The 12,463-nt window shown below is 74.0% G+C and carries 14 protein-coding genes; 6 read left to right on the top strand and 8 right to left on the bottom strand.

The features are described 5' to 3' along the window. Positions 1–97 precede the first annotated feature (97 nt). A complete protein-coding gene (locus tag CBP52_RS01520; RefSeq protein ID WP_232514604.1) occupies positions 98–1,090 on the bottom strand; it encodes a type IV pilus twitching motility protein PilT in 993 nt (330 codons plus the stop codon). Between the two features lie 260 nt (positions 1,091–1,350). Between CBP52_RS01520 and CBP52_RS18630 the strand changes: the two genes are divergently transcribed. Then, entirely contained in the window at positions 1,351–1,425 is a 75-nt protein-coding gene (locus CBP52_RS18630; protein ID WP_118766687.1) for a 50S ribosomal protein bL37, read from the top strand. A gap of 119 nt (positions 1,426–1,544) precedes the next feature. Here CBP52_RS18630 and rsrA read toward each other — a convergent pair whose 3' ends face one another. Both rsrA and CBP52_RS01510 read right to left on the bottom strand, forming a co-directional pair. Next, a complete protein-coding gene (gene rsrA, locus CBP52_RS01515; protein WP_094182056.1) occupies positions 1,545–1,832 on the bottom strand; it encodes a mycothiol system anti-sigma-R factor in 288 nt (95 codons plus the stop codon). Beyond that, positions 1,832–2,707, bottom strand: a complete 876-nt coding sequence (locus CBP52_RS01510) for a sigma-70 family RNA polymerase sigma factor (RefSeq protein ID WP_369826266.1) — start codon at positions 2,705–2,707, stop codon at positions 1,832–1,834. The genes rsrA and CBP52_RS01510 overlap by 1 nt, the downstream gene beginning before the upstream one ends. 84 nt (positions 2,708–2,791) lie before the next feature. On the opposite strand from CBP52_RS01510, the gene CBP52_RS01505 reads away from it, so the two are divergent. Next, positions 2,792–3,271 (top strand): DoxX family membrane protein, encoded by a 480-nt coding sequence (locus CBP52_RS01505; RefSeq protein ID WP_094179528.1) that lies wholly within the window; start codon positions 2,792–2,794, stop codon positions 3,269–3,271. Between the two features lie 112 nt (positions 3,272–3,383). On the opposite strand, the gene CBP52_RS01500 is transcribed toward CBP52_RS01505, so the two are convergent. Beyond that, a complete protein-coding gene (locus CBP52_RS01500) occupies positions 3,384–4,241 on the bottom strand; it encodes a hypothetical protein (RefSeq protein ID WP_094179527.1) in 858 nt (285 codons plus the stop codon). A gap of 50 nt (positions 4,242–4,291) precedes the next feature. On the opposite strand from CBP52_RS01500, the gene aroA reads away from it, so the two are divergent. Genes aroA through CBP52_RS01480 form a run of 4 tightly spaced genes read left to right on the top strand, consistent with a single transcriptional unit; the run spans position 4,292 to position 8,284 of the window. Next, positions 4,292–5,596: a 3-phosphoshikimate 1-carboxyvinyltransferase gene (aroA, locus tag CBP52_RS01495; protein ID WP_094179526.1), complete on the top strand. Its 1,305-nt coding sequence runs from the start codon at positions 4,292–4,294 to the stop codon at positions 5,594–5,596. After that, positions 5,593–6,669 (top strand): ribosome small subunit-dependent GTPase A, encoded by a 1,077-nt coding sequence (gene rsgA / locus CBP52_RS01490; protein WP_094179525.1) that lies wholly within the window; start codon positions 5,593–5,595, stop codon positions 6,667–6,669. The genes aroA and rsgA overlap by 4 nt, the downstream gene beginning before the upstream one ends. Positions 6,670–6,691: 22 nt before the next feature. After that, positions 6,692–7,489 (top strand): inositol monophosphatase family protein, encoded by a 798-nt coding sequence (locus CBP52_RS01485; RefSeq protein WP_094179524.1) that lies wholly within the window; start codon positions 6,692–6,694, stop codon positions 7,487–7,489. A 21-nt stretch (positions 7,490–7,510) separates the two neighbouring features. Beyond that, the gene (locus CBP52_RS01480) at positions 7,511–8,284 is read left to right on the top strand and encodes a class I SAM-dependent methyltransferase (protein ID WP_094179523.1); all 774 of its coding nucleotides are present in this window, start codon (positions 7,511–7,513) and stop codon (positions 8,282–8,284) included. Here CBP52_RS01480 and CBP52_RS01475 read toward each other — a convergent pair. The 4 genes from CBP52_RS01475 to CBP52_RS01460 are packed head-to-tail and all read right to left on the bottom strand — an operon-like array spanning position 8,250 to position 12,444. Further along, positions 8,250–9,074 carry an HAD family hydrolase gene (locus tag CBP52_RS01475; protein WP_094179522.1) on the bottom strand — a complete coding sequence of 275 codons (825 nt, stop codon included), beginning with the start codon at positions 9,072–9,074 and terminating at the stop codon, positions 8,250–8,252. The genes CBP52_RS01480 and CBP52_RS01475 overlap by 35 nt on opposite strands. Further along, positions 9,071–10,585 carry a glutamate--tRNA ligase gene (gene gltX, locus CBP52_RS01470; RefSeq protein WP_094179521.1) on the bottom strand — a complete coding sequence of 505 codons (1,515 nt, stop codon included), beginning with the start codon at positions 10,583–10,585 and terminating at the stop codon, positions 9,071–9,073. The genes CBP52_RS01475 and gltX overlap by 4 nt, the downstream gene beginning before the upstream one ends. Before the next feature lie 48 nt (positions 10,586–10,633). Continuing rightward, positions 10,634–11,419: a fumarylacetoacetate hydrolase family protein gene (locus CBP52_RS01465; protein ID WP_094179520.1), complete on the bottom strand. Its 786-nt coding sequence runs from the start codon at positions 11,417–11,419 to the stop codon at positions 10,634–10,636. A 26-nt stretch (positions 11,420–11,445) separates the two neighbouring features. Next, a complete protein-coding gene (locus tag CBP52_RS01460; RefSeq protein WP_094182009.1) occupies positions 11,446–12,444 on the bottom strand; it encodes an IS481 family transposase in 999 nt (332 codons plus the stop codon). Positions 12,445–12,463 lie beyond the last annotated feature (19 nt).

Here is a 12,463-nt window from a genome sequence, read left to right as displayed (position 1 = left end):
GCGATATATCTTGTCCAGCAGTCACGCTATATCGCGTTTCTGCCGCGGTCAAGACATATCGCGTCTCACGCCGACCGGAGCCCGGCCGGCGCAGCGGTCACGTGACGATGCCGGCGGCGCGCAGCTCGACCGTGAGGTCGTGCGGGCTCGTGGACGCCCCGATAGCCTCCTCGTACGTGATCTCGCCGTCCCGCACCATGCGGAACAGGTGCTGGTCGAACGTCTGCATCTTGTAGTAGTCGCCCTCGCGGATGAGGTCCACCAGCGGCGCGCTGTTCTGCGGGTCGAGGATCGCCTCGGCCGTGCGGCCCGTGTTGACCATGACCTCCACAGCGGCACGCCGGCCCGAGCCGTCCGCCTTGCGCACCAGGCGCTGGGACACGACGCCGCGCAGCGCCTGCGAGAGCGCGACGCGCACCTGCTTCTGCTCGTGCAGCGGGAAGAAGTCGACGATGCGGTTGATCGTCTCGGGGGCGTCGATCGTGTGCAGCGTGGACAGCACGAGGTGGCCGGTCTCGGCCGCGGACAGCGCCGCTCGCACCGTCTCGATGTCACGCATCTCGCCGACGAGGATCACGTCCGGGTCCTGGCGCATCGCGGCGCGCAGCGCGACCGTGAAGTCCGCGGTGTCCTGGCGCACCTCGCGCTGCGAGACGATCGCCTTCTTGTCCTGGTGCAGGATCTCGATCGGGTCCTCGATCGTGACGATGTTGACCTCGCGGTAGCTGTTGATGAGGTCGACCATCGACGCGAGCGTCGTGGTCTTGCCGGACCCGGTCGGGCCGGTCACCAGCACCAGCCCGCGCGGCTCGAGCGCGAGCTCGCCCACGACCTCGGGGATCCCGAGCTCACCCAGCGGCTGGGCGCCCACCGCGACGCGCCGGAACACCAGCCCGTACGTGCCGCGCGCCTGGTACGCGTTGACGCGGAACCGGCCCACACCCGACAGCGAGTACGCGAAGTCCGCCTCGTGCGACTCGCGGAACGTCTGCACCAGGTCGTCGGGCAGGACCTCCTCGAGCATCGCCTCGGTGTCGCGCGGGGTGAGGTCGGGCACCTGCAGCTTGCGCAGCCGGCCGTCGACCCGCACGCGGGGGCGGAGCCCACCTTGCAGTGCAGGTCGGAGCCGCCCGTGCTGGCCAGGGCGTGCAGGAACGGGATGACGGACTGCGTGGGCGCGCTCACGAGGGATGTCATCGGTCCGCCGCCCGAGCGACTTGAGAGGTACGTACCGTCCCGCGCGCCGCGGACCGGCGCCCGTCCGAGGCGTGCGCACGCGTCCGGGAGCACCCCGGGGATGTGGGACGATGGCATGCAACTCCGCGACCGAGGCCGACGAAGGGAAGCCCCATGAGCAAGCGTGGCCGCAAGCGCCGCTCCCGCGCCGGGAGCGCGGCGAACCACGGCAAGCGCCCCAACGCCTGAGCGCACGCTCAGCAGGGTCGCCGCCGACGCACCCGTACGAAGGCCCCGCACACCGACAGGTGGCGGGGCCTTCGTCGTGCGTGCCGTGCGGCTGCGGATGCCCGACGGCCGCGGACGTCCTAGGCCTGCGTGATCCGGATAGTCGTGAGCGTCGCGCGGATGCGCGCGTGCAGCTCGGCGGGCGCCACGTCCTCGTCCTGCCAGCAGCGGCGCACGAGCTTCTTCACGACGAGCTCGACGTCGTGCTCGCTGAGGCAGCCCGAGCAGCCCTCGAGGTGCGCCTTGACGCGCTGCGCCTCGACGGGCTCCAGCTCGGAGTCCAGGTACGCCCACAGCTCCGAGACCGCCTCGTCGCAGTCGCAGCCCGTGGACGACACCCGCGGCTCGGTCCAGTCGCTCCCGGTCATCACTCGCCCTCCTTCGACGAGCCGTGCACCGCGGGCACCAGCCCGCGCTCCCGCGCGTAGTCCGCGAGCAGCTCACGCAGCTGACCGCGGCCACGGTGCAGGCGGGACATCACGGTCCCGATCGGCGTCCCCATGATCTCGGCGATCTCCTTGTACGCGAAGCCCTCGACGTCAGCGAGGTAGACCGCGATCCGGAACTCCTCCGGGATGCGCTGCAGCGCGTCCTTCACGTCCGAGTCCGGCAGGTGGTCCAGCGCCTCGGCCTCCGCCGAGCGCAGACCGCTCGACGTGTGCGACGCCGCCTGCGCGAGCTGCCAGTCCTCGATCTCCTCGGCGTGCGACTGCTGCGGCTCGCGCTGCTTCTTGCGGTAGGTGTTGATGTAGGTGTTCGTCAGGATCCGGTACAGCCACGCCTTGAGGTTCGTCCCCGGCTTGTACTGGTGGAACGCGGCGAACGCCTTCGTGAACGTCTCCTGGACCAGGTCCTCGGCGTCGGCCGGGTTGCGCGTCATGCGCAGCGCGGCGCCGTACAGCTGGTCGAGGTACACGAGCGCGTCCTGCTCGAACCGTGCGGCACGTGCGGTCTCGTCCTCGGCGTCGGGCGCGCGCGAGCCGCCCTCGGGCATCGGCTCGATGTCCGGGATCGCCGTGTCGGCCGGCTGGGGGTCGGGCGTCTCGTCGCTCATCGGGGCCGAGCCTATGCCCGCCACCCGTGCGTCACCGGCCGACGGTCGCGGTACGGACAGCGCGGCGACGAGGGTCGCGAGCGCACCCAGTGCGCCGCGGCCCGGCACGGGCGCACCGGCGGGGTGGCCGACGACCGCTGCGGCTGGCTCGGGGGCTCGCCCCGTGGCGGGCTCGGCGACACAGGTCATGGTGGGCGCAACACGCGCGGGCGGCGCGCGATTCCCGCGCGCAGTAGCGTGGGGACGACCGCTGACCGACGAGAAGGGGTCACCGTGCTGCTCCGCCGGATCGCCCGCCCGCTGTTCGCCTCGTGGTTCCTGACCGAGGGGGTCGACGCGCTGCGCTCCCCCGCGCCGCACGTCGCCGCGGCCCGGGCGGCCGTCGACCGGGTCGGGAAGGCCGCGCCGGGCGCGCGCGTGGACGTGACCGACGAGCAGCTCACCGCGCTGGTCCGGGCGCACGGCGCGGCGGTCACGCTGGCCGCGGTCGCGCTCGCGGCCGGCAAGGCGCCCCGCACCGCCGCGCTCGCGCTCGCCGGGCTGACCGCGCCGCTCGTCCTCGTGAACCTGCCGGACCGCGCCGAGCGCACCCCGCACCAGAAGCGGGCGCGCCGGGACCGTCTGGTGCGCTCGCTCGCGTTCGCCGCGGGGGCGGTGCTCGTCGCCGCCGACCGCGAGGGACGGCCCGGTCTGCGGTGGCGCCTCGAGGACGCGCACGAGCGCCGGGTCGCGGCGAGGGCCGACGAGGCCTGACCCGCCGAGGTCCTGGCACGCCGAGGTCCTGGCACGCCGAGACGCCCGGACCGTCCCGGCCGGTCGGACGGGACGGTCGGACGGGACGGTCCGGCGTCAGTGCGTCAGTGCGTCACTGCGCGCGAGCCGTCAGCACGACCTCGTCGCCGACCGTGACGCGCACGTCCGCGAGGCGGATGCCCGCGGGCAGCTCGGACACGAGGTCGAACCGGCGCCCGTCGTAGCGCTCGACGCGGCTGCGCGCCGCGACCAGCAGCGCCGCGACCACCGGGTTGCGGCTCGTGACGCGCACGTCACGCAGCGTGACGCCCAGCGCGTCGTCGACGACCGCGGTCATGCCGGCCTCGACCGTGGCGGACAGCAGGGTCTTCTTGACCTGGGCCTCGACGGTGACGGCGACGCCGTTGTCGCCGGCCGGGGCGAGCCGGACGTCGAGCCGCGCGAGCGTGAGGCCGTTGGCGGCGGCGAGCTGCGCCGCGACGCGCTCGGCGGCCGCCTGGATCGCGCGCGCCGGCACCGCGAGGCGGGCGGAGCCGGTCACCGGGCTCGACGCGTCCGGCTCGACCCACGCGAGGCCCACCCCGCCGTCGGCGGTCTCGACCCACTCGAACGGCACCCCGGCGGCCTCGACCACGACGTCGACGGCCGCACCCACGACCGTGACCGGGTGCGCCTCGACGCGCAGCTTGCCCACGGTCCCGCGCTCGCGCGCCACCGGGTCCGGCGCACCCGCGGCGGCGCGCGACGCGCGCGCCTCGCGCGGCGAGACCGTGACGCCCGTGAGGTCGACGTCGAGCGTCGGGACGTCCGAGCCGGCGACGCTCGCCGCCACGCGCAGGTGCTCGGCGGACGCGGGCTCGACGCCCGCGGACGTGGTGAGCGCGGTGCGCAGGCGGGCGGTCAGGTCGTCGTCCGTGGCGGGGCGCGGAGCGGGACCGAGAGGGAGAATGTCCTGATTCTGCGTGTTCACGGCGTGAGCCTAGACCGTCCGTCCGGCTGCGCGTGACTAGCCTGGGCGCCATGACCGCGACCCTCCCGCCGACGTCCCTGCCGCTGTGGCCGGCGCCCACCGCGACCGCACCGCTCGACGCGCGCGTGGAGGTCCCCGGGTCGAAGTCGCTCACCAACCGCTACCTCGTCCTCGCCGCGCTCGCCGACTCCCCCGGACGGCTGCGCTCGGCGCTCCTGTCGCGTGACACGCGCCTCATGGCCGCGGCGCTCGGTCAGCTCGGCGTGCAGGTCACGCTGGACGACGACGTGCTGGTCACGCCCGGCCCGCTGCGCGGCGGCGTAGGCATCGACTGCGGGCTCGCGGGCACGGTCATGCGGTTCCTGCCGGCGGTCGCCGCGCTCGCCGACGGTCCGGTGCGCTTCACGGGCGACGCCGAGGCGCTGGTGCGCCCGATGGGTCCGGTGATCCGTGCGCTGCAGGCGTTGGGCGTGCGGGTCGACGAGGAGGGCGAGGCCGGGCGGCTGCCCTTCACGGTGCACGGCCACGGCTCGGTGCGCGGCGGCAGCGTCGACGTCGACGCGTCCGGGTCGAGCCAGTTCGTCTCCGGCCTGCTGCTCGCCGCCGCACGGTTCGACCAGGGTCTCGTCGTGCGGCACACCGGCCCGACGCTGCCGAGCCTGCCGCACATCGAGATGACCGTCGCGGCGATGCGCGCCGCGGGCATCCAGGTGGACGACTCCCGCCCGGCGATCTGGGAGGTGGCCCCCGGCCCGGTCGCGGGCCGGGACGTGCGCGTCGAGCCGGACCTGTCCAACGCCGCGCCCTTCCTGTGCGCGGCGCTCGTCGCGGGCGGCACCGTCCGCGTCCCGGGGTGGCCCGCGCGGACCACGCAGCCGGGCGCGCTGCTGCCGGGGATCCTCGAGCGCATGGGCGGACGCACCGCGCTCGTCGGCGACGAGCTCGCGGTGACCGGCACCGGAGTCGTCCGGGGCGTGGACCTCGACCTGCACGCGGCGGGTGAGATCGCGCCGACCATCGCCGCGCTCGCGGTGCTGGCCGACTCTCCCACGCGCCTGCGCGGCATCGCGCACCTGCGCGGCCACGAGACGGACCGCCTGGCGGCGCTGGCGAGCGAGATCACGCGCCTCGGCGGGCAGGCGGAGCAGACCGCCGACGGTCTCGTCATCACGCCGCGCCCGCTCGTCGCCGGGACGTGGCGCTCGTACGCGGACCACCGCATGGCGACCGCGGGCGCGCTCGTCGGGCTACGTGTGCCGGGGGTCCAGGTCGAGGACGTCGCGACGACCGCGAAGACCATCCCGAACTTCGTCGGGCTGTGGGACCGGATGCTGGCGGGTGACGCCCCCTCGTGACGAGGCGGAGGCAGTACGACGAGTCCGACGTGCGGATCCGGCCCGGCAAGGGGTCACGGCCGCGGACCAAGCAGCGCCCGGAGCACGCGGACGCGCAGCGCGCGATGGTCACGGGCGTCGACCGCGGCCGGTACGCGGTGCTGGTCGACGCGGACGGCCCGGACGAGCGTCCCGCGACCGCGATGAAGGCCCGCGAGCTTGGCCGCGAGCGCGTGGTGCCCGGCGACGTCGTCGACCTGGTGGGCGACACCACGGGCGCGCAGGGCACGCTCGCACGCATCGTGCGCATCACGGACCGCCGCACGGTGCTGCGCCGCACGGCCGACGACACCGACCCGGTCGAGCGCGTCATCGTCGCGAACGCCGACCAGCTCGTCGTGGTGACCGCGCTCGCCGATCCCGAGCCGCGCACGCGCATGATCGACCGGTGCGTCGCGGCCGCGTACGACGCACGCATGGACGTGCTGCTCGCGCTGACGAAGGCGGACCTCGCGGACCCGGCCGCGCTCGTCGGGATGTACTCCCCCGTGGGGGTGCGCACCGTCGTGACGCACGCCGAGGGCCCGCGCGGCGAGCGTGCGATCCACGGCCTGGCGGACCTGCGGGCGGCGCTCGCGGGGCGCACGTCCGTGCTCGTCGGGCACTCCGGCGTCGGCAAGTCGACGCTCGTCAACGCGCTCGTGCCGGACGCGCAGCGCGCGACGGGCGTCGTCAACTCCGTCACGGGGCGCGGACGGCACACGTCGACGTCCGCGGTGGCGCTGCGCGTGCCCGGGCCGGGCGCGCCCACGTGGGTGATCGACACCCCCGGAGTGCGGTCCTTCGGGCTCGCGCACGTCGACCCCGACCACCTGCTGCACGCGTTCGGGGACCTCGGGGAGGCGTCCGACGAGCGCTGCCCGCGCGGCTGCACGCACGCGGCGGACGCGCCCGACTGCGGGCTCGACGAGTGGGTCGCCGCGGCCGACGACGACGTCGAGCGGGCCGCGCGCGCAGCGCGCGTCGACTCGTTCCGGCGCATCCTGGCGAGCCGGCTCGGCACGAGCGAGGCGGACACGCCCGCGGCGTCGTGACCCGCACCGCTACGGTGGCGCCATGAGCCTGCGGACCGGGTACGACGACGACCTGCGCCTCGCCCACGTGATCGCGGACCAGGTCGACTCGCTGACCCTCTCGCGGTTCAAGGCGCTCGACCTGGTCGTGGAGACCAAGCCCGACCTCTCGCCGGTGTCGGACGCCGACCGCGCGGCCGAGGAGCTGGTGCGCTCGCAGCTGTCGCGCACCCGCCCGCGGGACGCGGTGCACGGCGAGGAGCTGCCCGACACGGGGCACGGGCCGCGCCGGTGGGTCGTCGACCCGATCGACGGCACCAAGAACTTCGTGCGCGGCGTGCCCGTGTGGGCGACGCTGATCGCGCTGCTCGACGGCGACGAGGTGGTCGTCGGCCTCGTGAGCGCGCCGGCGCTCGGGCGGCGCTGGTGGGCCGCGAAGGGCTCGGGCGCGTGGAGCGGTCGGTCCCTCTCGCAGGCCACGCAGCTGCACGTCTCGCGCGTGGACCGGCTCGAGGACGCGTCGTTCTCCTACTCCTCGCTCACGGGGTGGGAGGACGTGGACCGGCTGCCGCAGGTGCTCGACCTCATGCGTACGGTCTGGCGCACGCGCGCGTACGGCGACTTCTGGTCGTACGTGCTCGTCGCGGAGGGCGCCGTGGACGTCGCGGCCGAGCCCGAGCTCGCGCTGCACGACATGGCCGCGCTCGTGCCGATCGTCTCCGAGGCCGGCGGCCGGTTCACGTCCGTGAGCGGCGTGCCGGGGCCGTTCGGCGGCAACGCGCTGGTGACCAACGGGCTGCTGCACGACGAGGTCGTGGCACGGTTGGACCTGCCGGGCTGAGCCACGACCGACGGGGGCGGCATGACCGATCCGAGCCAGGACTGGCGCAGCGAGCTGCACCGGGTGCGTTCGTCGTCGTTCGGGCGCGGCGTCGAGGCGTACGCCGCGGCGCGGCCCACGTACCCCGCCGAGGCCGTCGCGTGGCTCGTGCCACCGGACGCGCGCGACGTGGTCGACCTGGGCGCCGGAACGGGCAAGCTCACCGCGGGTCTCGTGGCGCTGGGCGGGCTGCGGGTCACCGCGGTCGAGCCCGACGACGTCATGCGCGCCGCGCTGATCGCGGCGCTCCCCGGCGTCGACGCACGCCGCGGCACCGCCGAGGACACCGGGTTGCCGGACGCGTGCGCGGACGTCGTGACGGTGGGCCAGGCGTGGCATTGGTTCGACCCCGTCGCCGCGAGCGCCGAGGTGGCGCGCGTGCTGCGACCCGGCGGCTCGCTGTCCCTCGTGTGGAACGTCGTCGCCGAGGGCGTCACCTCCTGGGCGGACGCGTACTTCGAGATCGTGCACCGCGGCGACACGCTCGACTACTCGCGCCGCGAGGCGCCGCTCGCGGGGCCGCAGATCGGACCGTGGCAGCGCACCGACGTCGTCTGGACGCGGACGATCACGGCGCCCGAGCTGCGGGCGTTGGCGGCGAGCCGCAGCCACCTCATCGCGATGTCCCCGGCGGAGCGCGACGCGGTGCTCGCCGAGGTGGACGCGCTGTGGACGACGCACCCCGACCTGGTGGGCCGCACCGCCGCCGAGCTGCCCTACGTCACGCGGTGCTGGCGCGCGACGACGCTGTCGTAGCCGGCCCGGCGGGCACGCCCAGGGCGTCCGGCAGCTCGGCGAGCGAGCGGATCACCGCCACTGCGGTGACGGACACCTCGTCGACCGGGTGCCGACGTGCGCCGGGCCGGTCGAGCCACACGCCGACGAGGCCTGCGTCGCGCGCCCCGAGCGCGTCGACGTCCGCCTCGTCACCCACGTACGCGGTGCGCGCCGGGTCCGTGCCGAGCCGGCGGCACGCCTCGAGGAAGACCCGGGGGTCGGGCTTGCCGAAGCCCAGGGTGTCCACGGCGACGAGCAGCGGCACGCGGTCGACGAGGCCCGCGGCCGTGAGCTTGGCGGTCTGCATCGACGTCGCGGCGTTCGACAGCGCGCCGAGCGCCAGCCCCGCGTCCAGCAGCGTGCCGAGCACGGCCTCGGTCTCGGGGTGCGCGACCCAGGCGGCGCGGAACGCCGCGTCGAAGACCTCGTCCCACGCGGCGAACGCGGCCTCGTCGAGCTCGGGGCCGCCGTGCGTCGCGTGCAGCTCGTTGGCGCGCGCCCGCTTCTGCTCGAGGTAGGGCACCTCGCCGCGGGTGTACCGGCGGTAGTGGCCGTTGGTGTCCGCGCGCCACATCGCCAGGAGCGCCTCGTCGCGGCGCGCCGCATCCTCGGGCGGCAGCGACGGGAGGTACCGGGCGCCGACCGCCGCGAGGGCGGCGACGAACGCGCTGCGCGTGTCGACGATCGTGTCGTCGATGTCGAACAGCACCCCGTCGACCAGAGCGCCCGTCGTCGCGCGCGGTGCCGCGTCCCGCGTCGGGGCCGTCACAGGGACGCGCGCAGCGCCGCGATGCGGGCCAGCGTCGAGTCCTTGCCGAGCAGCTCGAGCGACTCGAACAGCGGCGGGGACACGCGTCGGCCGGTCACCGCGACGCGCAGCGGCGTGTACGCCAGGCGCGCCTTGATGCCGAGACCACCCTCGTCGACGAGCGCGGCCTGCAGCGCGGCCTGCGTGGCCTCGGTGGTGAAGCCGTCCGCGGGGAGCGCCTCCAGCGCGGCGACCGCCGCGTCCAGCACCTGCGCCGACTCCGCACGCAGCGCCTTGCGGCCGTCGTCCTCGACGTGCAGCTCGTCGTCCGCGACGAACAGGAAGCCGAGCATCCCGACGACCTCGCCGAGCAGCGTCATGCGCTCCTGCACGAGGGGCGCCGCCTGCGTCAGGAGGTCCTGGTGCTCGCGCGAGAGGTCGGCGAACGAGTCCGCGGGCACCAGGCCGGCGTGGTGCAGGTACGGGACCAGACGGTCACGGAAGTCGTCGGGCGCGAGCATGCGCACGTGCGCGGAGTTGATCGCCTCGGCCTTCTTCAGGTCGAAGCGCGCGGGGTTGGGGTTCACGTCGTGCACGTCGAACGCCGCGACGAGCTCGTCGACCGTGAAGATGTCGCGGTCCGCGGACAGGCCCCAGCCGAGCAGCGAGAGGTAGTTGAGCAGGCCCTCGGGGGTGAAGCCGTTCTCGCGGTGCAGGAACAGGTTCGACTCGGGGTCGCGCTTCGAGAGCTTCTTGTTGCCCTCGCCCATGACGTACGGCAGGTGGCCGAACTGCGGCATCACCTGCGCGACGCCGAGCTCGAGCAGCGCGCGGTACAGCACGACCTGGCGCGGGGTGGAGGACAGCAGGTCCTCGCCGCGCAGCACGTGCGTGATGCCCATGAGCGCGTCGTCGACCGGGTTGACCAGCGTGTACAGCGGGTGGCCGTTGGCGCGCACGACCACGAAGTCCGGCACCGAGCCGGCCTTGAACGTCACGTCGCCGCGCACCAGGTCGGTGAACGTGATGTCCTCGTCGGGCATCCGCACCCGGATGACGGGCTCACGGCCCTGCTCGCGGTACGCGAGCCGCTGCTCGTCGGTGAGGTCGCGGTCGTACCCGTCGTAGCCGAGCTTGGGGTCGCGGCCCGCCGCGCGGTGGCGCGCCTCGATCTCCTCGGGCGTCGACCAGGACTCGTAGGCGTACCCGCCCTCGAGCAGCTTCGCGACGACGTCGCGGTACAGGTCGTAGCGCTGCGACTGCCGGTACGGCTCGTGCGGGCCGCCGACCTCGACGCCCTCGTCCCAGTCGAGCCCCAGCCAGCGCAGCGCGTCGAGGAGCATGCGGTAGCTCTCCTCGGAGTCGCGCGCCGCGTCCGTGTCCTCGATCCGGAAGACGAACGTGCCGCCCGTGTGCCGCGCGTACGCCCAGTTGAACAACGCGGTGCGGACCATGCCGACGTGCGGCAGACCGGTCGGGGACGGGCAGAACCGGACACGCACGGCGGAGCCGTCGACAGCGGGGGTGGTCACGGGTCCCAGGGTAGTCGGGCGCGTCCGCGCGCCGTGCTCGGGTCCGGCTCAGTGCCGGCGCAGCACCGGGTTGCGCAGCGTGCCGATCCCCTCGACCTCGCACTCCACGACGTCGCGGTCGACCACCGGCCCGACGCCGGCGGGGGTCCCCGTGAGGATGACGTCCCCGGGCAGCAGCGTGAACACCTCGCTGACGTACGACACGAGGTACGCGACGTCGAACACCATCTGCGACGTGCGCCCGTCCTGCCGCGGCTCACCGTTGACGCGCGAGCGCACCGCGAGGTCGTCGACGTCGAGACCGGGGACGATCCACGGGCCGAGCGGGCACGAGCCGTCGAAGCCCTTGGCGCGCGTCCACTGCGAGTCCGACCGCTGGATGTCCCGCGCCGTGATGTCGTTCGCGACCGTGAACCCGAAGACGTGGTCGAGCGCGCGCTCGGGCGTCACGCCCTTGGTGACCTTGCCGATCACGACCGCGAGCTCCGCCTCGTACGAGACCTCCTGCGTCCAGTCCGGCAGCACCACCGGGTCGTCGGGGCCGACGACGGACGTGTTGGGCTTGAGGAACAGCAGCGGCTGCGTGGGGAGCTCGTTGCCCATCTCCGCCGCGTGGTCCGCGTAGTTGCGCCCCACGCCGACGACCTTGGAGCGCGGGATCACGGGTGCGAGCAGGCGCACCGCGTCGTCGTCCAGGGGGATGCGCTCGCCCGTGGGCTGCACCGGCGTGTAGATGGGGTCGCCCGTGATGACCACGAGCTCTTCCGAGCCGGGCTCCCCCTCGACGAGGGCGAAGCGGGGATCCGAACCGATCGTGAACCTGGCGATGCGCACGTGCCCAGCCTAGGTGTACTCGGCCATCACGTTGGTGACAGTCGGGTGACGGGGGCGGCGCCGACGGCGTGGTGGTGACGTTCAGTGTTGTACTCGTTGAGCCAGGTGGTGAAGGCGGTGGTTCGCTGGTCGTTCGAGGTCCATGGATGCCGGTAGGCCCATTCGCTGGCGAGGGTGCGGTTGAATCGTTCGACCTTGCCGTTCTGCCAGGGGCAGTGGGCCTTGATGAACCAGTGCGCGGTCTGGTGCGCGGCGAGCACCGCAGCGACCTCGTGGGCGTGTGCGTAGGACCAGTGGTTGTCGGTGAGGACGGCTCTGACGGGTGTGCCCAGCGCGGCGAAGTGGGTCAGGGCACGGTCGATGAAGCCCGCGCAGGTCGCGCCTTTCTCGTCCGGCAGGATCTCGGCGTAGGCGACTCGTGAGTAGTCGTCCACGGCGGCGTGGACGTAGTCATAGCCGATCAGCGGGCGCTTCTTCTTCGCGGCCTGGGTGCCGGCTCGCCCATGCGCTCTCCACCCACCGCCTTGCGGGATCCGCCCGACCTTCTTGACGTCGACGTGCACGAGGTCACCCGGGTGCGCGTGCTCGTAGCGGACCGCGGTCACCTTCGACGCCCGGATCGGCTCACCGCTGATCGGGTCGCACTGCCACAGGTAGGGCACGTGGGCGCGGCGCAGGATCCGCGAGACGGTCCGCGCCGGCACTCCGGTCGCCCGCGCGAGCTCGTCCGGACCGCGCCGCAACCGCTCACGCGCAGCGAGCACGAGTGCGACCCGCTCAGGGCTGGTCACCGCCGGTGACCGTCGCGGACGCGAGGACCGGTCCTGCAGACCGGCACGGCCCTGCGCATCGAAACGAGCCACCCACCGATGCGCGCACTGGCGCGAGACACCCAGCTCGCGGGCGACATGAGCGACCGGGCGCCCCTGCACCCGCACCCGCTGCACCAACAACCATCTCCCATGCGGCGTCAGCCGCGCATTAGCGTGAACCACGAGGGCCTCCGGATCGTGAAGACGAGACATCTCCACTACGCCGGAGGCC

The sequence above is a fragment of the Cellulomonas sp. PSBB021 genome (assembly GCF_002240455.1).
In the GTDB taxonomy this organism is placed as follows: Bacteria; Actinomycetota; Actinomycetes; order Actinomycetales; family Cellulomonadaceae; genus Cellulomonas; species Cellulomonas uda.
This window is presented reverse-complemented; position numbering and strand designations above follow the sequence as displayed.

Coding starts and splice junctions, on each gene's coding strand:
- aroA (WP_094179526.1), top strand. CDS start 4,292: ATGACCGCGACCCTCCCGCCGACGTCCCTGCCGCTGTGGCCGGCGCCC.
- CBP52_RS01485 (WP_094179524.1), top strand. CDS start 6,692: ATGAGCCTGCGGACCGGGTACGACGACGACCTGCGCCTCGCCCACGTG.
- CBP52_RS01510 (WP_369826266.1), bottom strand. CDS start 2,707: ATGACCTGTGTCGCCGAGCCCGCCACGGGGCGAGCCCCCGAGCCAGCC.
- CBP52_RS01480 (WP_094179523.1), top strand. CDS start 7,511: ATGACCGATCCGAGCCAGGACTGGCGCAGCGAGCTGCACCGGGTGCGT.
- CBP52_RS01460 (WP_094182009.1), bottom strand. CDS start 12,444: ATGTCTCGTCTTCACGATCCGGAGGCCCTCGTGGTTCACGCTAATGCG.
- rsrA (WP_094182056.1), bottom strand. CDS start 1,832: ATGACCGGGAGCGACTGGACCGAGCCGCGGGTGTCGTCCACGGGCTGC.